Below are 20,340 nucleotides of genomic sequence, written 5' to 3'. Positions count from 1 at the left end.
AATGAAGCAAATTCTTCAAGATATGGCGAAGGGTGGTACTGTTGTTGCTACTGCACCGGCCCCCACCGCGTCTCGTTCACATTTAGTTATTAATAGCAATGTTTCGCTAATATCGTCCGGCACCGAGCGTATGTTGGTGGGTTTCGGTAGAGCGTCATATATCGAAAAGGCACGTCAGCAGCCAGAAAAAGTCAAAATGGTGCTGGAGAAGATACGCACCGACGGACTGATGACCACTATTGATGCTATCCAGTCCAAGCTTGCGCAGCCTTTACCGCTGGGCTATTGCAATGTAGGTGTGGTGGCTGAGGTTGGCGCTGGCGTTGAAGGCTTAAAAATTGGCGATCGTGTGGTCTCAAATGGGCCACATGCTGATGTGGTCAAGGTGCCCAAGAATCTTTGTGCGCGGATTCCTGATGAGGTAGATGATGAGTCGGCGTCCTTTGTCGTTGTTGCGAGTATCGGCTTGCAAGGCATTCGTTTAGCCCAGCCAACCCTGGGTGAAGCGTTCGTGGTTACTGGGGTAGGTTTGATTGGGCTTTTGACGGTCCAGCTATTGCGGGCTCAGGGTTGTAGAGTCCTGGCTATCGATTTTGATGAATCCAAGCTCGAGTTGGCCCGTCAGTTCGGTGCTGATATTTGTAATCCCGGCAAGGGTGAAGATCCGGTAGCTGCTGGCTTGGCTTTCAGTCGCGGTCGCGGAGTCGATGGGGTAATCATTACCGCTTCGACCAAGTCCAGCGATCCCGTTACTCAAGCTGCACGCATGAGCCGTAAACGCGGGCGTATCATCTTGGTTGGAGTAACGGGGCTTGAATTGAATCGAGCGGACTTTTACGAAAAGGAGCTGGTTTTTCAGGTTTCCTGCTCGTATGGTCCAGGCCGTTACGATCCGACTTACGAAGAAAAAGGGCAGGACTATCCACTCGGGTTCGTGCGTTGGACCGAGCAGCGTAATTTCGAGGCTGTGCTGGATATGCTGGCCAGCGGTCAGTTGAACGTGAAGCCGCTCATTACTCACCGTTTTGCCTTCGAAGATGCTCAACAGGCTTACCAGGCGCTCACCGAGGACAAAGCCGGTCTGGGCATCCTTTTGCAATATCGCTCAGATGTTACAGAGCGCGCTGTTCGTCAGGTGACTTTGCATGCTTCGGCTGATTTCCACCCTCAGCGTCCGGTGATGGGATTTATCGGCGCTGGTAACTATGCGTCGCGAATGTTGATCCCTGCTTTCAAGGTGGCAGGCGCGCAGTTCCATACCATTGTCACTGCGGGTGGTATCAATGGTGTCATTCATGGAGCGAGAGCAGGTTTTGCTGAAGCCTCTACTGATATCGACGCCATGTTGGCCAACCCGATTATAAATACTGTGGCGATCGTGACTCGCCATGACTCTCACGCCCGCTTCGTTTGCCATGCCTTGAAGGCAGGCAAGAACGTTTTTGTCGAGAAGCCTTTAGCTATTACGCAGCCAGAGTTGGATGAGGTTAAGGCGGCGTATGCTGCCCAGCAACAGTCCGGTTGTGTACCGCAGTTGATGGTCGGTTTCAATCGGCGTTTCTCGCCGCAAGTCCAAAAGATGAAGGCATTACTTGAGGCAGTAAGGGAGCCTAAATCGTTCATCATGACGATGAATGCGGGGGCGATACCGGCTAATCATTGGACGCAAGACCCTGTGGTAGGGGGGGGGCGTATCATTGGTGAGGCGTGTCACTTTATCGATCTGATGCGCTTTCTTGCTGGAAGCCAGATCGTTTCCATTCAGGCGCGGCGTATGGGTGATGCTTCTGGCGTAGATGTCGCCGAAGACAAGGCTTCTATTACTCTGGGCTTTGCTGATGGCTCCTTCGGTACCATTTTGTATCTGGCCAATGGCGCACCCAGTTTTCCGAAAGAGCGTATCGAGGTTTTTGCAGGCGGTCAGGTTCTGCAGTTGGATAACTTTCGCAAGCTTAAAGGGTTTGGCTGGCGGGGATTTAGTCGACTCAACCTCTGGAAGCAGGATAAAGGTCAAAACGCATGTGCCGCAGCGTTCTTGCAGTCTATTGAAAAGGGTTCAGCAGCCATTCCTGTTGACGAGATCTTCGAGGTTGCGCAAGCCACTATCGAGGTGGCGCAACTGTTGCGTAGTCAATGAGTGTTTTCAAGACAAAAGTAAAGACCGCGTTTGCGCTGGGTGTGCTTAACCTGGCGCGAGCGATCGGCTATCGCGTAGGTATCAAGCTGGGTTTGAACCCACTTCGTCGGCTGCGTGCTGTCGCTCCGCAGGATGGATTCTTTAGTCTGGCGCCGTGCGTCTCCATGGATTTACCTTCCGTGCAGAGTTGGCAGTCAAGCGGGCAACTGTTCGGTCGCTGGACGTTTGATCTGCACGGTACTACTCCTGACTGGCACTGCAATCCGCTTACAGGGGGGCGCTTTGCTGAGTCTCATCTCGATTGGTGGCAAATTCCGGATTTCGATGCTGGCGTGGGCGATATCAAGTCGATCTGGGAGACTTCTCGGTTTGATTGGGTGCTGGCTTTCGCACAGCGCGCGCGGGTAGGCCAAGTATCATCAGTCGACCGTCTCGACAAATGGTTGGCAGATTGGTGTGAGCATAATCCGCCTTATAAGGGGCCGAATTGGAAGTGTGGCCAGGAAGCATCCATTCGAGTAATGCATTTGGCCTTTGCTGCTTTGATTCTGGAGCAGGTCGAAGTGCCAGCGCCTGCTTTATTGAGCCTTGTGCAGTTGCATCTACAGCGCATTGAGCCGACGCTTAGCTATGCGATAGCTCAGGATAACAACCACGGCACATCTGAAGCTGCAGCCTTGTACATAGGTGGGAGCTGGCTGATGAAACAGGGTATCCCAGAGGGGAAGCGCTGGTTCTGTCTTGGCCGCAAATGGCTGGAAAATCGTGCAGCGCGCCTTATCGGTGATGATGGCAGTTTTAGTCAGTATTCCTTGAACTATCATCGGATGGTGCTCGATACCTTGTGTATGGTCGAGGTATGGCGTCGGCGTCTGTGTTTGCCTGCTTTTTCCTCCGAGTGGACTGCGCGCGCCTTAGCAGCGAGTGAATGGTTACGTGCCATGATCAATCCCCTAAATGGCGATGGACCTAATTTGGGGGCTAATGATGGTGCGCGTTTGTTGCAGTTGACTGATACCGACTATCGTGACTATCGGCCGTCCGTACAGATGGCCACTGTGCTTTTTGTAAATGCACGTGCCTATCCGGATGAAGGCTCTTGGGATCTACCGTTGCGATGGTTGGGGCTGGAGTCGCCTCTGGCCTTGGCTCGGAAACCTGTCAGTCGGCTGTTCGATGATGGCGGCTTTGCAGTGTTACGCTGCGGCTCTGCTTTAGCGATGCTGCGTTATCCACGTTTTCGATTCCGCCCCAGCCAATCTGATGCGCTGCATCTTGACCTGTGGTTAGGTGAGCGCAACCTGTTACGTGATGCCGGAACCTATAGCTACAACACGGATGCCCAGTGGCTCAGCTATTTTCCCGGTACGGCCAGCCACAATACCGTTCAGTTCGATGATCATGATCAGATGCCTCGGTTGAGCCGTTTTCTTTTCGGTGATTGGCTGAGAACCTCATATATCGAGCCAATTTCTGAAAAGGATGGCGTCACTCGCTTTGGCGTTGCATATAAAGCCCGACGTAAAATTCAGCATCAACGTGCTGCTTGTCTCTCGGATACGGCGTTGAAAGTGATCGATAAGGTCGAGGGCTTCACAAGTAAGGCTGTGCTGCGTTGGCGGCTTGAGCCAGGTCATTGGCGAATTGAGGGCTCCAGCTTGTTCAATGGAGATCACATGCTTACGGTGGAATCTTCTGTGCCAGTTGTTCGTTTTGAACTGGTTACGGGGTGGGAGTCTCGATATTACCTGGATAAAGAACCCATACCAGTGCTGGAGGTTGAAGTGCATCAACCCGGTTCGCTAATTACGGAGTATCGCTGGGCCTTATGAAGGTTTTGTATTTTCATCAGCACTTTTCGACTCCTAAGGGCGCAGTAGGTATCCGCTCTTATGAGATGGCTCGGCGTTTGATTGCACGAGGCCATCAAGTAACGATGGTGTGTGGAAGTTATGGTGGCGGTGATACGGGGCTGGTACAGTCTTTTGTGGGCGGTAAGCGACGTGGCCATGTCGATGGCATCGACATTATCGAGTTCGATCTGGCATATTCGAATAGCGATGGCTTTTTGAAAAGGGCCATGACCTTCTTTACTTTCGCTATGCGGAGTATCGGGTTAGCGCTTACCGAGCGCTACGATTTGGTTTTTGCGACTACGACTCCTCTAACTGCCGGCATTCCCGGCATTTTCGCCCGATGGTTACGGGGCAAGCCATTTATATTCGAGGTTCGCGACCTGTGGCCTGAGTTACCTAAGGCGATGGGCGTAATCCGTAATCCCTTGGTGCTGTGGGCTATGTCGATACTGGAGTGGGCCAGCTATCGCTCAGCACACAGATTGATAGGTTTGTCCCCTGGCATAGTGGACGGTATTGCGAAGCGTGGGGTGGCACGTGATCGTATTGCTCTGATTCCCAATGGTTGTGACCTTGGGATCTTTGCTGCTGATGTTGAGCCATGGAGGCCAGAGCCGGTAAAGGCAAGTGATCTGCTGGCTGTCTTTGCAGGTACACATGGTGTAGCCAATGGTCTCGACGCTGTGCTCGATGCGGCAGCTGAGCTCAAGCGGCGTGGGCGTGATGACATCAAGCTGCTCTTGATCGGCAGTGGCAAGCTGAAGCCGGCTTTGCAAGCGCGGGTCAGCGATGAAGATCTGGGTTGTGTGATCTTTCATGAGCCGGTCAACAAGGTACGTCTAGCCGGCTTGATGGCAAGCGCGGATATTGGTTTGCAGATTTTGGCCAATGTGCCTGCCTTCTATTTCGGTACTTCGCCGAATAAATTTTTTGATTACATCGCAGCCGGTGTCCCGGTTCTTAATAATTATCCGGGCTGGTTAGCAGGGATGATTCGTGACAATGGCTGCGGCTTTGCGATCGCGCCAGATGACCCATCAGTTTTCGCGGATGCGCTGGAACAGGCTGTACAAGATAAGTCAGCGATCAAGGAAATGGGGCGAAAAGGTCGCGAGCTGGCTGTGCGGGAGTTTGATCGCGATCTGTTGGCCAATCGATTTGTAGATTGGCTTGAGTCGGAGGTTAAGCGGTGATCAAGCGTCTTTTCGATATTGTCGCCTCTGGCTGCGCTCTGATTTTGTTGGCTCCGATTATTGCTGTGGTTGCCTGGCAGGTTCGCTGCCGGCTTGGTTCGCCTGTGCTGTTCCGTCAGGTACGTCCTGGTTTGAAGGGTAAACCCTTCGAGATGATCAAGTTCCGTACCATGCGTGATGCGGTGGATGAAGCCGGTAATCCATTACCGGATAGTGAGCGTATGACTCCTTTCGGCAGTTTTCTGCGTTCCAGTAGTCTCGACGAACTCCCCGAGCTGTGGAATGTGCTAAAGGGGGATATGAGTCTCGTAGGCCCGCGCCCGCTGTTGATGGAGTATTTGCCGCTCTACAGTCCCGAGCAGTACCGCCGCCATGAGTTGCGTCCTGGTATCACCGGCTGGGCGCAGATCAATGGCAGAAACGCTCTGAGCTGGGAAGATAAGTTCAAGCTGGACGTCTGGTATGTGGATAATCAATCTTTCTGGCTTGATCTGAAGATTATCTTTTTGACCATCAAAAAGGTTCTGGTGCGTGACGGGATCAATGCCGATGGTGAGGCAACGATGGCGAAGTTCACAGGGAAAAATGAATGAGCAGGCTGGCGATCCTTGGCGCAAGTGGCCATGGCAAGGTCGTAGCTGATGCTGCCGAGTGTTGTGGTTGGCAGGTTGTAGATTTTTTTGACGATGCCTGGCCACAGTTGGGTAGCAATGGTGCGTGGCAAGTCGTCGGTGATACGGCAATGCTCAAGAGCATGCTCGAAGCTTACGACGGAGTAGTCGTGGCTATCGGCAACAATGTTATTCGCTACAGCAAGCTGCTTGAGTTGGAGGCTGCGGGGGCTAACCTCTGCAATGTGTTGCATCCAGCCGCGACGATCAGTCGGCGTGCGGTTCTCGGTAAAGGTGTGGTGGCCTTTGCTGGTGTTGTTGTTAATGCCGACGCGCATGTTGGTCTAGGTGCCATTCTCAACACAGGGTGTAGTGTCGATCATGATTGTGTACTCGGTGCCGGGGTTCATGTCAGCCCAGGTGCCCGCCTGGCAGGCGGCGTCAAGGTGGGTGATTTAAGTTGGATCGGTATCGGTTCTAGTGTCCGACAGCTTGTCTGCATAGGCTGCGAGGTGACAGTCGGTGCTGGTGCTGTGGTGGTTTCTGATGTTGCTAGTTGCCTAACTGTTGTTGGTATACCCGCCAGACCCTTATCCGATAGAAGCGCCGGTTAGCATGATTATGTCGTGTTGTATCTTGTTTTCGCATCAACAGCTTTTTGTATGCAAGCCGCTACCATGCTATTTACTCCAAACTTTCGAGTTAAATACTGAAGAGTTCATGCTGTGCTGAATACTCCTTTTGCACCTTGGCCCTCCTTTTCTGAAGAAGAGGCCAATGCCGTTCGCGATGTGATTCTTTCCAATAAGGTCAATTATTGGACCGGGCAGGAGTGCCGTGAGTTCGAGAGGGAGTTTGCTGCCTGGTCGGGGGTCTGTCATGCTGTTGCCTTGGCTAACGGTACCGTTGCTCTGGATGTGGCACTCAAGGCTCTGGACGTTGGCATGGGGGACGAGGTGATCGTCACTTCGCGCACCTTCCTCGCGTCTGTGTCATCAATTGTGAATGCCGGTGCCGTACCGATTTTCGCTGATGTTGACGTCGATACACAGAATATCACCGCCAAAACAATTGCAGCTGTACTGACTCCCCGCACTAAGGCTGTCATCTGTGTGCATTTGGCAGGCTGGCCATGCGATATGGATCCGATCATGGCGCTTGCGGCTCAGCATGATCTCAAGGTGATCGAGGACTGTGCGCAAGCTCATGGCGCTCAGTACAACGGACGCGCTGTAGGCTCCATTGGGCATGTCGGTGCCTGGTCATTCTGTCAGGACAAGATCATGACGACCGGCGGTGAGGGGGGCATGGTCACGACCAATGATCGCGAGTTGTGGTCGCGTATGTGGTCATACAAGGATCATGGCAAAAGCTGGGAAGCTGTCTATGAGCGTCAGCACGCGCCGGGCTTCAGATGGCTGCACGAGAGCTTCGGAACCAACTGGCGAATGCTGGAAATGCAGGCTGTTATAGGGCGTATACAGTTGCGCCGGATGGCCGAGTGGCAGTCGCGTCGCGTCGAGAATGCCCAGAAAATATGGTCGTGCGCCCGAAGCTTGGTGGGGTTAAGGGTTCCAGAGATTCCTGAGCACATCACGCATGCGGCTTATAAGTGCTACGTATTCGTTGAGTCTGACAAGTTGCGCGAGGGTTGGACGCGTGACCGCATCCTGAATGAGATCTCTGCGCGAGGCGTGCCATGCTTTTCTGGGTCGTGTTCTGAGGTTTATCTGGAAAAGGCGTTCGATGGCACGGGCTGGCGACCGGAATCTCCTCTGCCTGTTGCGCGACGCCTTGGTGAGGAGAGCCTGATGTTTCTGGTGCATCCGACACTGACGCTCGACGAGCTGGATAAAACTTGCGCCGTTCTCTCGACGGTTATGCATCTTGCGACGGAGCATTCTTGAGTTTGCTAAGGTTTTGAGTCGTAAGATTTCTGGAGTTTCTTTATTGATCGGCCGTTCTGTTAAGGCCGGGCAGGGACATGTTCTGAAGAGCCATGTATCAGAAGTAGGGCATGCCACGCTGGAAAGCTTGTTACTTCCCCTGCATGCTGCGAGGTAGGGTAATTTGTTCGTTCAGGAAGAGGTTGGATGCTAAAGACAGCTGATGGTTTGCGTGTACGCCTGATTGGGCTGTCACGGCATTCGAAGCGTGTTTTACAAGTCGGCGCTGATATCGTCCTGATCTGGTTGGCTCTGTGGTTGTCTTTTATGGTGCGCCTTGGCGACTTTTTCGCTGCCAAGCCTTTCGACGGGCATGGCTGGTTGTTCATCGCGGCGCCGTTGATTGCCCTGCCGATCTTCATTCGGATGGGTATGTATCGTGCGGTGATGCGTTATGTGGGCAGTGATGCACTGCTGACCATTGCCAAAGCGGTCTCTCTCTCGGCGCTGGTTTTGGCGCTTGCCGTCTATTGGTACATAGGCCCCACAGCGGTTGTGCCGCGTTCAATGGTTTTCAATTATTGGTGGCTCAGTCTCTTGTTGCTGGGGGGGCTGCGCCTGGCGATGCGTCAGTTTTTCATCGGCAACTGGCTGGATCCGCTCAGCTTGCATGGCGATGCTGAAAACGGTGTGGCGCGGGTGGCTATTTATGGCGCCGGCACTGCAGGTAATCAGTTATTGGCAGCTTTGCGCCTGAGCAAGACGATGCGCCCGGTGGCCTTCGTGGACGACGATGCGGGGGTTGCCAATCGTGTCATCGCCGGGCTGCGGGTTTATACCCCCAAGCATATCCAGCAGATGATCGACGAGACAGGAGCGGATGAGATTCTTCTGGCAATGCCCTCCATCTCGCGTGCGCGCAGACGGGAAATTCTTGAGGCGTTGGAGTCTTATGCTCTGCATGTTCGCAGTGTGCCGGGCTTCACCGATCTGGCTAGCGGGCGGGTGAAGGTCGAGGACATTCAGGAGGTCGATATTGCTGACCTTCTTGGGCGGGATGCGGTGCCACCTCGTCAAGATTTGTTCGAGCGCTGCATCAAGAATCAGGTGGTTCTGGTGACTGGCGCTGGTGGTTCCATCGGTTCGGAGTTGTGTCGGCAGATCTTGGCGAGCGGTGCGCGTACTCTGCTGTTGTTCGAGCACAGCGAATTCAACCTCTACAGTATCCATGGCGAATTGCAGCAGCGTCTTGAGCGGGAGTCGCTGCCGATCAAGCTGGTGCCAATTCTGGGAACCATCCGTAATGCCGAGCGCTTGCTCGACATTCTGCAGACCTGGCGGGTCAACACCGTTTATCACGCGGCTGCCTACAAACACGTGCCGATGGTCGAACATAACGTCGCCGAGGGCGTGCTCAATAATCTGGTTGGCACCCTCAACACGGCACAAGCCTCGATAAAGGCGGGTGTTGCCAATTTTGTTCTGATCTCTACCGACAAGGCGGTAAGGCCCACTAATGTCATGGGCAGTACCAAGCGCCTGGCGGAGATGGTGCTGCAGGCGTTGAGTCGTGAATCTGCGCCTTTGCTTTTTGGGGATGGTTCGGGCGTTCTTCAGGTCAACAAGACTCGTTTCACCATGGTGCGCTTCGGCAATGTGCTCGGATCTTCCGGATCGGTGATTCCGTTGTTCCGGGAGCAGATCAAGCGGGGCGGGCCGGTGACGGTGACGCATCCGAATATCACGCGCTATTTCATGACGATCCCTGAGGCCGCGCAGCTCGTCATTCAGGCTGGCTCGCTAGGGCTGGGTGGCGATGTCTTCGTGCTCGATATGGGTGAGCCGGTGAAGATCGCTGATCTTGCGGAGAAGATGATTCGTCTGTCTGGCCTGAGTGTGCGAGATGAGCGTAATCCTCACGGTGATATCGCCATCGAGTTCACCGGCTTGCGCCCAGGTGAGAAGCTTTATGAAGAGCTGTTGATTGGCGAGGATGTCAAAACCACCGAGCATCCGATGATCATGCGTGCCGAAGAGGACATGTTGCCCTGGGAGGAACTCAAGGGGCGTTTACAGGCGCTATTGGATGCGGTTAATGGTGATGACTATGCGCGAGTGCGTGTGCTGTTGCGCGAAATCGTTCATGGGTATGTGCCGGAGGGTGAGATCGTCGACTGGATTCACCTTAGAAACCGGGAGCGTTGATAAGCCGATTTGACAGCCTGGGGATAGCGTCTAGCTTGAAAAGCGAGGCCATGACTGCCTTGCTTCTCATTAACAAAGGAGTGTTTCCCATGCTGAAAGCTCGTCTTTCCTCTCTGCTGTTAGTTGTTCTCGCTTCCCTCTCGCTGGCTGCTTTCGCGGCCGAAACTCCGAAAACTGAAAGTGCTAAGCCTGCTGCTGTCGAGATGGCACAGGCTGCTGTGATCAATCTGAATACTGCCGACGCGGCAACCCTGCAACGGGAGTTGGCGGGGATTGGTGCGACCAAGGCTCAGGCTATCGTGGCATACCGTGAAGAGCACGGTAATTTCGCTTCGATCGATGAGTTGCTGGAAGTAAAGGGAATTGGCGAAGCCACGTTGGAGAAGAACCGCCACAAGCTGAGTGTTAACTGACGCTTGTTGGCGTTTCTGTCTAGCCGGTTGTTGACCGGCCTTTTTCGTTTTTGCTGGCGTGTGTTGAGTCGCTCGATTTGCGCTTGGTCTAGGAGGCCCCGTCTCGGGGCGAAGCTTTGGGGGGATTGACCTTGCCGCTGTTCGCCGCGGGGCGCGGCTCCTACAGGTGCAGCGGGCTCCTTCAGGAAGTTGATAACCTGGGACGCAGTCCCTGGTGAGAGTCCGCAGGCAATAAAAAACCCAGCGGTTAGGCTGGGCTTTTGAATTTGGCTCCGCGACCTGGACTCGACAGCGTAGCTGAACGCGCTTCAGCGCGGCCCCGGAGGGGTGAGCGAAGCGAATAACCTGGGACGTAGTCCCTGGTGAGAGTCCACAGGCAATAAAAAACCCAGCACTGGGCTGGGTTCTTGAATTTGGCTCCGCGACCTGGACTCGAACCAGGGACCCAATGATTAACAGTCATTTGCTCTACCGACTGAGCTATCGCGGAACAACGGCGCGTATGTTACTGATTAAAAAAGAGAAGTCAACACTTTGTGGTGATTTTGCAATGGCAGTGATTCAGCATGCCCAGCGTCTAAGTTGTGATAGGGGCTTTAGTCGTGACAGCGGCAGTTCGCGGCGGGGCCGCTCCTACAATGCTGGGGGCGCAGTATTCGGTAGGAGCCCCGCCTCGGGGCGAAGCTGTTGGTTTTGCGGTGTTCTGGAGGATGCTTCGCGGCGCGGCGCCGCTCCTACAGCTATTTGATGCATACAAAAACGCCGGCTCATAAGCCGGCGTTTTTGTTTATCACCAAGGCTTACAGTACGGCGTGAATCGCGCGAGTAACACTGTCCAGGTTGCCGTTGTTCAGCGCAGCCACGCAGATGCGGCCGGTGCCGACGGCGTAGATGCCAAACTCTTCCTTGAGGCGCTCGACCTGCTCCACGGTCAGGCCGGAGTAGGAGAACATGCCGCGCTGCTCGGCGACGAAGCCGAAGTCGCGCTTGGCGCCCAGTGCTGCCAGTTGCTCAACCATGGCCAGGCGCATGCTGCGGATGCGGTCGCGCATTTCGCCCAGTTCGGCTTCCCACATGGCGCGCAGCTCAGGGCTGTTGAGTACGCTGGCGACCACGGTGGCACCATGGGTCGGCGGGTTGGAGTAGTTGGTACGGATCACGCGCTTGAGCTGCGACAGGACGCGAGTCGACTCTTCGCGGCTGCTGGTGACCAGCGACAGGGCGCCGACGCGCTCGCCGTACAGCGAGAACGACTTGGAGAAGGAGCTGGAGACGAAGAACTCCAGGCCCGACTCGGCGAACAGGCGCACGGCTTCGGCGTCCTGTTCGATGCCGTCACCGAAGCCCTGGTAGGCGATGTCGAGGAAGGGCACGTGCTCGCGCTCGCGCAGTACGTCCAGCACGGTTTTCCAGTCTTCCAGTTGCAGGTCGACGCCAGTCGGGTTGTGGCAGCAGGCGTGCAACACAACGACGGAGCGGGCTGGCAGGTTGCGCAGGTCTTCGAGCATGCCGCCACGGTTCACGCCGTTGCTGAACGGGTCGTAGTAGCGGTAGTTCTGCACCGGGAAACCGGCGGCCTCGAACAGGGCGCGGTGGTTTTCCCAGCTTGGGTCGCTGATGGCGACGGTGGCGTCCGGCAGCAGGCGTTTGATGAAGTCGGCACCGATCTTCAGGGCGCCCGTACCGCCCAGGGCCTGGGTGGTGATCACGCGGCCTTCTTCGATCAGGGCTGCGCCCTTGCCGAACAGCAGTTCCTGCACGGCTTTGTCATAGGCGGCGATGCCCTCGATTGGCAGGTAGCCACGTGGCGCGTGCGCCTCGATGCGTGCCTTTTCGGCGGCTGCGACGGCGCGCAGCAGCGGAATTCGCCCTTCCTCGTTGTAGTAGACGCCCACGCCAAGGTTGACCTTGGTTGTGCGGGTGTCGGCGTTGAATGCTTCGTTGAGGCCCAGGATGGGATCGCGCGGAGCCATTTCGACGGCAGAGAAGAGACTCATGATGGGTGCGGCAGCTCGAGGTGAGGGGTGGGAGGCCAGGCGTCCCCGACAAAAGCGCTAGGGGGCGCGTAAACGGGGCGTTAGTATAACGACCCTGAATCCAGGGGGCGACAGCGCAAAGCCCTGAATTAAGGCCTTTTGCCAGGTAATTCGACTCTACTTGGCGTGATCGCCAGATCGCCCCGCAATTCATGGCTTTTGACGCAGTCCGAAGGGATGCGTCACAGCCATTTGTCGAGGTGCTGCATGTCCGAGTTTCAGTTGGTGACCCGCTTCAAACCTGCCGGCGATCAGCCCGAGGCGATCCGGCAGATGGTCGAGGGGTTGGAGGCGGGGCTTTCGCACCAGACCCTGCTCGGCGTGACGGGCTCGGGCAAGACCTTTTCCATCGCCAACGTGATCGCCCAGGTGCAGCGTCCGACGTTGGTGCTGGCACCGAACAAGACCCTGGCGGCGCAGCTGTACGGCGAGTTCAAGTCTTTCTTCCCGAACAATGCGGTGGAGTATTTCGTCTCCTACTACGACTACTACCAGCCGGAAGCCTATGTGCCGTCGTCCGACACCTTCATCGAGAAGGATGCGTCGATCAACGACCATATCGAGCAGATGCGTCTGTCGGCGACCAAGGCGCTGATTGAGCGCAAGGACGTGATCGTGGTCTGCACCGTTTCGTCGATCTACGGCCTGGGCAGCCCCGAGGAGTACCTGAAAATGGTGCTGCACCTCGACCGTGGCGACAAGATGGATCAGCGCGCGCTGCTGCGCCGTCTGGCCGAGTTGCAGTACACGCGCAATGACATGGATTTCGCCCGTGCCACCTTCCGCGTGCGTGGTGATGTGATCGACGTTTTTCCGGCGGAATCGGATCTCGAAGCCATTCGTGTCGAGTTGTTCGACGACGAGGTAGAGAGCATAAGCGCCTTCGACCCGCTGACCGGCGAGGTGATCCAGAAGCTGCCGCGCTTCACCTTCTATCCCAAGAGCCACTACGTCACCCCGCGTGAAACGCTGCTGGAGGCGGTGGAGCACATCAAGGTCGAGCTGCAGCAGCGCCTGGAATACCTGCGCGGCGCCAACAAGCTGGTGGAAGCACAGCGCCTGGAGCAGCGTACACGCTTCGATCTGGAGATGATTCTGGAGCTGGGCTACTGCAACGGCATCGAGAACTACTCGCGCTACCTGTCGGGTCGCCCGGCCGGCGCGCCGCCGCCTACCCTGTACGACTATCTGCCGGACGAAGCGCTGCTGGTGATCGACGAGTCCCACGTCTCGGTGCCGCAGGTCGGCGCCATGTACAAGGGCGACCGTTCGCGCAAGGAAACCCTGGTGGAATATGGTTTCCGCCTGCCGTCGGCGCTGGACAACCGACCGATGCGTTTCGAGGAGTGGGAGTCAGCCTGCCCGCAGACCATTTTCGTTTCTGCTACGCCGGGGCCTTACGAGGGTGAGCACGCCGGGCGCGTGGTGGAGCAGGTGGTGCGGCCCACTGGTTTGGTCGATCCGGAAATCGAGGTGCGCCCGGCGCGCACGCAGGTCGACGATCTGCTCTCGGAGATCCGTTTGCGCGTGGCCACGGGCGATCGTGTGCTGGTCACCACGCTGACCAAGCGCATGGCCGAGGATTTGACCGATTATCTGGGCGACCATGACGTCAAGGTGCGCTACCTGCACTCGGATATCGATACCGTGGAGCGGGTGGAGATCATCCGTGATCTGCGTCTCGGCGCCTTCGACGTGCTGGTGGGCATCAACCTGCTGCGTGAGGGGCTGGACATGCCCGAGGTGTCGCTGGTGGCGATTCTCGATGCAGACAAGGAGGGCTTCCTGCGCAGCGAGCGCTCGCTGATCCAGACCATCGGCCGGGCGGCGCGTAACCTCAATGGCAAGGCGATCCTTTACGCCGACAACATGACCGGCTCGATGCAACGTGCCATTGGTGAGACCGAGCGACGCCGTGACAAGCAGATCGCTTTCAACGAGGCCAACGGCATCGTGCCCAAGGGCGTGCAGAAGGACGTCAAGGACATCCTCGAAGGCGCCGTGGTGCCGGGGGCGCGCAGCAACAAGCGCAAGGGCATGGCCAAGGCGGCGGAGGAGAGCGCGCGTTACGAGAACGAGCTGCGCTCGCCGAGCGAGATCACCAAGCGTATTCGTCAGCTGGAAGAGAAGATGTATGCCCTGGCGCGCGATCTGGAGTTCGAGGCCGCGGCGCAGTTGCGTGACGAGATCCAGAAGCTGCGGGATAGGTTGTTGCAGGTGTGATGCGTCAAGGAATGTGGTCGTAGCGGCGACAGTCGCGGCTGAAGCCCCTCCCACAGCTCTGGTGGCGCCTGCTGCATCTGTGTAGGAGCCCCGCCTCGGGGCGAGGCCTTTGGCTTTGCGGTGTTCTGGTGAATGCTTCGCGGCGGGGCGCCGCTCCTACAGGGTGGTGGAGCCTGCGGGGTTTGTGTAGGAGCCCCGCCTCGGGGCGAAGCTTTTGGCTTTGTGGTGTTCTGGCGAAAGCTTCGCGGCGGGGCACCGCTCCTACAGGGTGGGCGGTGTCGGCGGGCCTCAATGCGCCGCGCCACCGCCCGCCATGTTCTGCGGCAATGTCCGCGTCAGCAGAATCGCCAGCATGCTCACGCCCAGGGCGATGCCAATGAAATGGAAGGCATCGTTGTAGGCCATGATGATCGCCTGCTGGTGGACGATTTCGCTGAGCTTGGCCAGCGCCGCCTGTTCGCTACCCAGAGTCTGGGTAAGCAACTGCAGGCGTTCATCGACCTGCGCATTGGTCGGCACGATGGATTCACGCAGGTAGTCGAAATAGACCTTGGCGCGGGCATCCAGCAGGGTGGCGAGCAGGGCGATGCCGATGGCGCCACCCAGGTTGCGCAGGATGTTGAACAGGCTCGAGGCCGAGCCGGCATCCTGCGGCAGGATGTAGGCCGTGGCGATCAGCGACAAGGTGACCATCACCAGTGGCTGGCCGAGCGCGCGGACGATCTGGATATGGTTGAACTGCGGGCCGGCGAAGTCCGGGTTGAGCACGCCGGAGAAGAAGCTCGCCGCGCCGAACAGGGCGAAGCCCAGAGCACACAGCCATTTCGGCGAGATGATCTTCATCAGCTTGGGCACCAGTGGAATCAGGAACAGCTGTGGTACGCCCATCCACATGATCACTTCGCCGATCTGCATGGCGTTGTAGCCCTGGATCTGCGCCAGGTACAGCGGCAGCACGTAGATCGAACCGTACAGGCCGACGCCAAGCCCCAGGCTGGAAATGCTGGCGAGGCCAAAGTTGCGCTCGCGCAGCACGCCCAGGTTGATCAGTGGATTGGGGCGGGAGATTTGCAGGATGACGAACAGGATCAGGCTCACCAGCGCAACGCTGCCCAGGCTGACGATCAGTTGCGACTCCAGCCAGTCCTTGCGGTGGCCTTCCTCGAGGAACACCTGCAGGCAGCCCAGGCCGAGGCCCAGGGTGACGATGCCGGCGTAGTCGGTGGTCTTCAGCAGTTCCCAGTGCGGCGCCTTTTTCTCCAGGCCGTAGAGCAGGCCGGCGATCATCAATAGGCCGGGCGGCACGTTGATGTAGAAGATGTACTCCCAGCCCCAGTTCTCGGTCAGCCAGCCGCCCAGCGTCGGCCCGATGGAAGGGGCGAAGGTGGCGGTGATGGCGAACAGGGCCATGCCCTTGGCGCGGTGATGCTCGGGTAGCTTGATCAGCGTCATGGTGAACGCCAGCGGGATCAGCGCGCCGCCGGTGAAGCCCTGCAGGGCGCGGAACACGATCATGCTCTCCAGGCTCCAGGCCATGGAGCACAGCAGCGAGGCGATCAGGAATCCCACCGAGACCCAGACGGCCAGGCGTCGTGCCGACAGCAGCTGCACCAGCCAGGCCGTCAGCGGGATCATGATGATCTCGGCCACCAGGTAGGAGGTGGAGATCCATGAGCCTTCCTCCAGGGTGGCGGACAGCGCGCCCTGGATGTCCTTCAGCGAGGAGTTGGTGATCTGGATGTCCAGCACCGCCATGAAGGCGCCGAGCATGGCGCTCATCACGGCGATCCAGTCGCGGCGGCTGGGTTCCGCCGTCGCGCGGATCAGCGCATCACCCGCCATGGCTGCCGTCGCCGCGCAGATCGACGGTCACTTCCACTGACATGCCGGGGCGGATCAGGCCGCGTAGCGGGTTGTCGGCGGCGAAGGTCAGTTTGACCGGGATGCGCTGCACCACCTTGGTGAAGTTGCCGGTGGCGTTGTCCGGCGGCAGCAGGCTGAACTGCGCGCCGGAAGCAGCGAACAGGCTGTCGATGCGGCCTTCGATGGGTGTATCGGGGTAGCTGTCGAACAGCAGTTCGGCCTTCTGCCCAGGACGCATGCGGCCGATCTGGGTTTCCTTAAAGTTGGCCTGAATCCAGATGTCCTGATCGGGCACCACTGACAAAAGGTATGCGCCGCTCTGCACCACCTGGCCTTCGCGGGCCGAGCGCTGGCCGACCATGCCGCTGATCGGGGCATGGATCTGCGTGCGCGAAAGGTTGAGGTCGGCCTGATCCAGATCGGCCTGGGCCGAGAGGATCTGGGCGTCGAGGCGCTTGATTTCGGCTTCGAGGCTGGCGACCTGTTGCCGCTGTGCCTGCAGATCGGCATGGGCCTTGGCCAGTTGAGAGCGGGCGACGCGGTTATCGGCAGCCAGTGTCGTGACGCGCTCCTCGGAGACATACCCTGGCTTGCGTAGGGTCTGGGCGCGGCCCAGGTCTATCTGAGCGCGCTCCAAGGTGGCCTGGCTGGCGTTGACATCGGCCTGGCTGGCGGCAATCAGGCTGGCCTGTTGGTCGAGTTTGCTCTGTGCCTGGGTGCGTTCTGCCTGGTGGGTATCCAGGGCGGCGAGGGCGCGTTGGCGAGCCAGGCGGAAATCCGCGTCTTCCAGCACAACCAGCACCTCGCCAGCCTCGACATGCTGGTTGTCGCGCACCAGCACCTTGGCGATGCGTGCGTTCAACTGGCTGGAGATGCGCGTTATTTCCCCTTGGACATAAGCATTGTCGGTGCTCTCGTGATACCGGCCGACCAGCAGCCACTGGGCAAGCAGGGTGCCAGCGACCAGGGCCAGGATGACGATGAAAACAAGGAGTCGGCGTTGCAGTTTTGCGGGCATGCTGGGGCTCAATACGCGTCGGAAAAATGTAAGCGAATCTAACAGTGTTCCCTTCCTGCTAGTAGAGGCTAGACTTCGCATGCTTTGTTGCTTATGAGGAACAATCATGGGGCTGGATGACGCGTTGATCTTTACCCGGGTGGTGGAGTGCCACAGCTTTACTCAGGCGGCGACCAATCTGGGGATGCAGAAATCCACTGTCAGCCGGCGCATTGCCCTGCTCGAGGAGCGCCTGGGTGTGCGCCTGCTCAATCGCACCACGCGCAAGCTGCGCCTGACCGAGGTGGGCCAGGCCTACTACGAGCGTTGTCGGCAGATCATGCTCGACTTCGCTGAGGCCGAGCAGGCGGTCATGCAGCTGCAGCGCGAACCATCAGGGTTGCTGCGGATTACTGCGCCGATCGAGTTTGGTCAGTTGTTTCTCGGGCGCGTGCTGGGCGAGTTCATGCGCCAGTACCCGCAGATCAATGCGGAAGTGGAAATCACCTCGCGTCAGGTGGATCCGCTGGAGGAGGGCGTGGACATCGCCATTCTGGTCTGCCAGCCGCAGGATTCCACCCTGATCGCGCGCAAGCTGTTCGAGAGTGGCCGTCGCCTTTGTGCCAGCCCGGCTTACCTGGCCGCCCATGGAGCGCCGCGCAACGTGGCAGAGCTGGAAGGGCATCGGGCAATCCTGTTGCAGCACGATGCGCCGCGCTATTGGCCGCTGCTGGACGAGAGTGTGCCCTGCCAACGGGTGCTGACCTGCAACAACATTACCTTTGCCCGTGAGGCAGCGGTCGCTGGAGCCGGTATTGCCGGTTTGCCGGTGATGATCAGCGAAGATGCCGTGCGTAGTGGGCGTCTGGTCGAGTTGCTGCCCGAGGCGCGTCTGCCGGTGGGCGAGGTGTATGCCATTTACCCGTCGCGGCGTTTCCAGGCGATGAAGGTCAAGGCCTTTCTCGACTTCCTCATCGCCAGCTTGCCGATCAACCGCGGCGGGTTGCTGGAGCCTGGGGCCGTCAGCCTGCTAACATCGCTCGCTTGATTCAACACCTCGTGTCTTCCATCCGAGAGCATTCATGACCACCGTTCGTACTCGTATCGCGCCATCGCCGACCGGCGACCCCCATGTCGGCACCGCCTACATCGCACTGTTCAACCTGTGCTTCGCTCGCCAGCATGGTGGCCAGTTCATCCTGCGTATCGAAGACACCGATCAGTTGCGTTCGACTCGCGAGTCCGAGCAGCAGATCTTCGACGCGCTGCGCTGGCTGGGGATCGAATGGGACGAGGGCCCGGACGTCGGCGGCCCGCATGGCCCGTACCGTCAGAGCGAGCGCGGCGAGATCTACAAGAAATACTCGGACGAGCTGGTCGCCAAGGGCCACGCCTTCCCGTGCTTCTGCTCTGCCGAGCGCCTCGATGAAGTGCGTGCGCAGCAGATGGCCAACAAGGAAACCCCGCGTTACGACGGCCACTGCATGCACCTTGATCCGGCCGAGGCGCAGCGCCGCATTGCCGCGGGTGAATCGCACGTGGTACGGATGAAGGTGCCGAGCGAAGGCGTCTGCGTGGTGCCGGACATGCTGCGTGGCGATGTCGAGATCCCGTGGGATCGCATGGACATGCAGGTGCTGATGAAGGCCGATGGCCTGCCCACCTATTTCCTGGCCAACGTGGTCGATGACCACCTGATGGGCATCACCCATGTGCTGCGCGGCGAGGAATGGCTGCCGTCGGCGCCCAAGCTGATCAAGCTCTACGAATACTTCGGTTGGGAACAGCCGGCGCTGTGCTACATGCCGCTGCTGCGTAACCCGGACAAGAGCAAGCTGTCCAAGCGCAAGAACCCCACCAGCATCACCTTCTACGAGCGCATGGGCTATCTGCCGCAAGCCATGCTCAACTACCTGGGGCGCATGGGTTGGTCGATGCCGGACGAGCGCGAGAAGTTCTCCCTGGCCGAGATGATCGAACACTTCGACATTAATCGTGTGTCGCTGGGCGGGCCGATCTTCGATCTGGAGAAGCTGTCCTGGCTCAATGGCCAATGGCTGCGTGAGCTGCCGGTGGAGACCTTCGCCGCCGAAGTACAGAAATGGGCGCTCAACCCCGAGTACCTGATGAAGATCGCGCCGCACGTGCAGGGCAGGGTGGAAACCTTCAGCCAGATCGCGCCGCTGGCCGGCTTCTTCTTCTCCGGCGGGCTGAACCTGGATGCCAAGCTGTTCGAGCACAAGAAGCTCTCGGCCGATCAGGTACGCCAGTTGATGCAACTGATCCTGTGGAAGCTCGAAGCGCTGCGCCAGTGGGAGAAAGACCGTATCACTGGCTGCATCCAGGCCGTGGTCGAGCATCTGGAGCTGAAGCTGCGTGACGCCATGCCATTGATGTTCGCTGCGATCACTGGTCAGGCCAGCTCGGTGTCGGTGCTCGATGCCATGGAAATCCTCGGCCCGGATCTGACCCGCTTCCGCTTGCGCCAGGCGCTGGAGCTGCTTGGTGGTACCTCGAAGAAAGAGACCAAGGAGTGGGAGAAGCTGCTGGCGGCCATCAACTGAGTTGAGGCGTGCCGCTGTGGGAGGGGCTTTTACCCCCTGTGGACTCTAAGTAATTGTTCTAGTGGCAAAAAATTTAGGCCTGCAGGAAAAATATTGTTGACAGGCAATCGGGGCGCTCTTAACATGCGCCCCGTCCTCGAGATGGGGCTATAGCTCAGCTGGGAGAGCGCTTGCATGGCATGCAAGAGGTCAACGGTTCGATCCCGTTTAGCTCCACCAATCTCGACTCCTTAGGGAGTGCCAGAATCGATGTGAGTCGGTTCGCGATAAGGGTCTTGCGTCCCCTTCGTCTAGTGGCCTAGGACACCGCCCTTTCACGGCGGTAACAGGGGTTCGAGTCCCCTAGGGGACGCCAC

Annotated in this window: 14 protein-coding genes and 3 tRNA genes; 13 read left to right on the top strand and 4 right to left on the bottom strand. The window is 58.0% G+C overall.

Annotated elements, in window-relative coordinates:
- The first annotated feature begins 1 nt into the window (after position 1).
- The 8 genes from VC352_RS23725 (at position 2) to VC352_RS23690 (ending at position 10,301) form a co-directional block, all read left to right on the top strand.
- Positions 2 to 2,137: a bi-domain-containing oxidoreductase gene (locus VC352_RS23725; RefSeq protein WP_322981960.1), complete on the top strand. Its 2,136-nt coding sequence runs from the start codon at positions 2 to 4 to the stop codon at positions 2,135 to 2,137.
- The gene (locus tag VC352_RS23720; RefSeq protein ID WP_322981959.1) at positions 2,134 to 3,969 is read left to right on the top strand and encodes a heparinase II/III-family protein; all 1,836 of its coding nucleotides are present in this window, start codon (positions 2,134 to 2,136) and stop codon (positions 3,967 to 3,969) included. The genes VC352_RS23725 and VC352_RS23720 overlap by 4 nt, the downstream gene beginning before the upstream one ends.
- Positions 3,966 to 5,186: a glycosyltransferase family 4 protein gene (locus VC352_RS23715; protein WP_322981958.1), complete on the top strand. Its 1,221-nt coding sequence runs from the start codon at positions 3,966 to 3,968 to the stop codon at positions 5,184 to 5,186. The genes VC352_RS23720 and VC352_RS23715 overlap by 4 nt, the downstream gene beginning before the upstream one ends.
- Positions 5,183 to 5,779 (top strand): sugar transferase, encoded by a 597-nt coding sequence (locus VC352_RS23710; protein WP_322981957.1) that lies wholly within the window; start codon positions 5,183 to 5,185, stop codon positions 5,777 to 5,779. Before VC352_RS23715 ends, VC352_RS23710 begins: the two co-directional genes overlap by 4 nt.
- Entirely contained in the window at positions 5,776 to 6,411 is a 636-nt protein-coding gene (locus VC352_RS23705; protein ID WP_322981956.1) for a NeuD/PglB/VioB family sugar acetyltransferase, read from the top strand. Before VC352_RS23710 ends, VC352_RS23705 begins: the two co-directional genes overlap by 4 nt.
- 111 nt (positions 6,412 to 6,522) lie before the next feature.
- The gene (locus VC352_RS23700) at positions 6,523 to 7,704 is read left to right on the top strand and encodes a DegT/DnrJ/EryC1/StrS aminotransferase family protein (RefSeq protein ID WP_322981955.1); all 1,182 of its coding nucleotides are present in this window, start codon (positions 6,523 to 6,525) and stop codon (positions 7,702 to 7,704) included.
- A gap of 186 nt (positions 7,705 to 7,890) precedes the next feature.
- Complete coding sequence (locus VC352_RS23695) at positions 7,891 to 9,888, top strand: nucleoside-diphosphate sugar epimerase/dehydratase (RefSeq protein WP_322981954.1); 1,998 nt, start codon at positions 7,891 to 7,893, stop codon at positions 9,886 to 9,888.
- Positions 9,889 to 9,977: 89 nt separating this feature from the next.
- Complete coding sequence (locus tag VC352_RS23690; protein WP_322981953.1) at positions 9,978 to 10,301, top strand: helix-hairpin-helix domain-containing protein; 324 nt, start codon at positions 9,978 to 9,980, stop codon at positions 10,299 to 10,301.
- A gap of 414 nt (positions 10,302 to 10,715) precedes the next feature.
- On the opposite strand, the gene VC352_RS23685 is transcribed toward VC352_RS23690, so the two are convergent.
- Together VC352_RS23685 and VC352_RS23680 are read right to left on the bottom strand one after the other, a co-directional pair.
- Positions 10,716 to 10,791 (bottom strand) — tRNA-Asn (locus tag VC352_RS23685).
- 310 nt (positions 10,792 to 11,101) lie between these two features.
- A complete protein-coding gene (locus tag VC352_RS23680) occupies positions 11,102 to 12,298 on the bottom strand; it encodes an amino acid aminotransferase (RefSeq protein WP_322981952.1) in 1,197 nt (398 codons plus the stop codon).
- Between the two features lie 246 nt (positions 12,299 to 12,544).
- Between VC352_RS23680 and uvrB the strand changes: the two genes are divergently transcribed.
- Entirely contained in the window at positions 12,545 to 14,560 is a 2,016-nt protein-coding gene (gene uvrB / locus VC352_RS23675; RefSeq protein ID WP_322981951.1) for an excinuclease ABC subunit UvrB, read from the top strand.
- A 288-nt stretch (positions 14,561 to 14,848) separates the two neighbouring features.
- On the opposite strand, the gene VC352_RS23670 is transcribed toward uvrB, so the two are convergent.
- Together VC352_RS23670 and VC352_RS23665 are read right to left on the bottom strand one after the other, a co-directional pair.
- The gene (locus tag VC352_RS23670; protein WP_322982003.1) at positions 14,849 to 16,342 is read right to left on the bottom strand and encodes an MDR family MFS transporter; all 1,494 of its coding nucleotides are present in this window, start codon (positions 16,340 to 16,342) and stop codon (positions 14,849 to 14,851) included.
- A gap of 49 nt (positions 16,343 to 16,391) precedes the next feature.
- Positions 16,392 to 17,441, bottom strand: a complete 1,050-nt coding sequence (locus VC352_RS23665) for an HlyD family secretion protein (protein WP_322981950.1) — start codon at positions 17,439 to 17,441, stop codon at positions 16,392 to 16,394.
- Positions 17,442 to 17,547: 106 nt separating this feature from the next.
- Between VC352_RS23665 and VC352_RS23660 the strand changes: the two genes are divergently transcribed.
- The 4 genes from VC352_RS23660 to VC352_RS23645 all read left to right on the top strand — a co-directional run bounded on the left by VC352_RS23660 (position 17,548) and on the right by VC352_RS23645 (position 20,339).
- A complete protein-coding gene (locus VC352_RS23660; protein WP_322981949.1) occupies positions 17,548 to 18,468 on the top strand; it encodes a LysR family transcriptional regulator in 921 nt (306 codons plus the stop codon).
- 34 nt (positions 18,469 to 18,502) lie between these two features.
- On the top strand, positions 18,503 to 19,984 hold the full coding sequence (gene gltX, locus VC352_RS23655) for a glutamate--tRNA ligase (protein ID WP_322981948.1): 1,482 nt from the start codon (positions 18,503 to 18,505) through the stop codon (positions 19,982 to 19,984).
- Positions 19,985 to 20,127: 143 nt separating this feature from the next.
- Positions 20,128 to 20,203 (top strand) — tRNA-Ala (locus tag VC352_RS23650).
- A gap of 60 nt (positions 20,204 to 20,263) precedes the next feature.
- Positions 20,264 to 20,339 (top strand) — tRNA-Glu (locus tag VC352_RS23645).
- Position 20,340 lies beyond the last annotated feature (1 nt).

The sequence above is a fragment of the Pseudomonas sp. C11 genome, assembly GCF_034683865.1.
GTDB lineage: Bacteria > Pseudomonadota > Gammaproteobacteria > Pseudomonadales > Pseudomonadaceae > Aquipseudomonas.
The sequence above is the reverse complement of the archived record's forward strand: the minus strand, read 5'-3'. Positions and strand labels throughout refer to the sequence as shown.

Coding starts and splice junctions, on each gene's coding strand:
- VC352_RS23725 (WP_322981960.1), top strand. CDS start 2: ATGAAGCAAATTCTTCAAGATATGGCGAAGGGTGGTACTGTTGTTGCT.
- VC352_RS23720 (WP_322981959.1), top strand. CDS start 2,134: ATGAGTGTTTTCAAGACAAAAGTAAAGACCGCGTTTGCGCTGGGTGTG.
- VC352_RS23715 (WP_322981958.1), top strand. CDS start 3,966: ATGAAGGTTTTGTATTTTCATCAGCACTTTTCGACTCCTAAGGGCGCA.
- VC352_RS23705 (WP_322981956.1), top strand. CDS start 5,776: ATGAGCAGGCTGGCGATCCTTGGCGCAAGTGGCCATGGCAAGGTCGTA.
- VC352_RS23695 (WP_322981954.1), top strand. CDS start 7,891: ATGCTAAAGACAGCTGATGGTTTGCGTGTACGCCTGATTGGGCTGTCA.
- VC352_RS23690 (WP_322981953.1), top strand. CDS start 9,978: ATGCTGAAAGCTCGTCTTTCCTCTCTGCTGTTAGTTGTTCTCGCTTCC.
- VC352_RS23680 (WP_322981952.1), bottom strand. CDS start 12,298: ATGAGTCTCTTCTCTGCCGTCGAAATGGCTCCGCGCGATCCCATCCTG.
- uvrB (WP_322981951.1), top strand. CDS start 12,545: ATGTCCGAGTTTCAGTTGGTGACCCGCTTCAAACCTGCCGGCGATCAG.
- VC352_RS23665 (WP_322981950.1), bottom strand. CDS start 17,441: ATGCCCGCAAAACTGCAACGCCGACTCCTTGTTTTCATCGTCATCCTG.
- VC352_RS23660 (WP_322981949.1), top strand. CDS start 17,548: ATGGGGCTGGATGACGCGTTGATCTTTACCCGGGTGGTGGAGTGCCAC.
- gltX (WP_322981948.1), top strand. CDS start 18,503: ATGACCACCGTTCGTACTCGTATCGCGCCATCGCCGACCGGCGACCCC.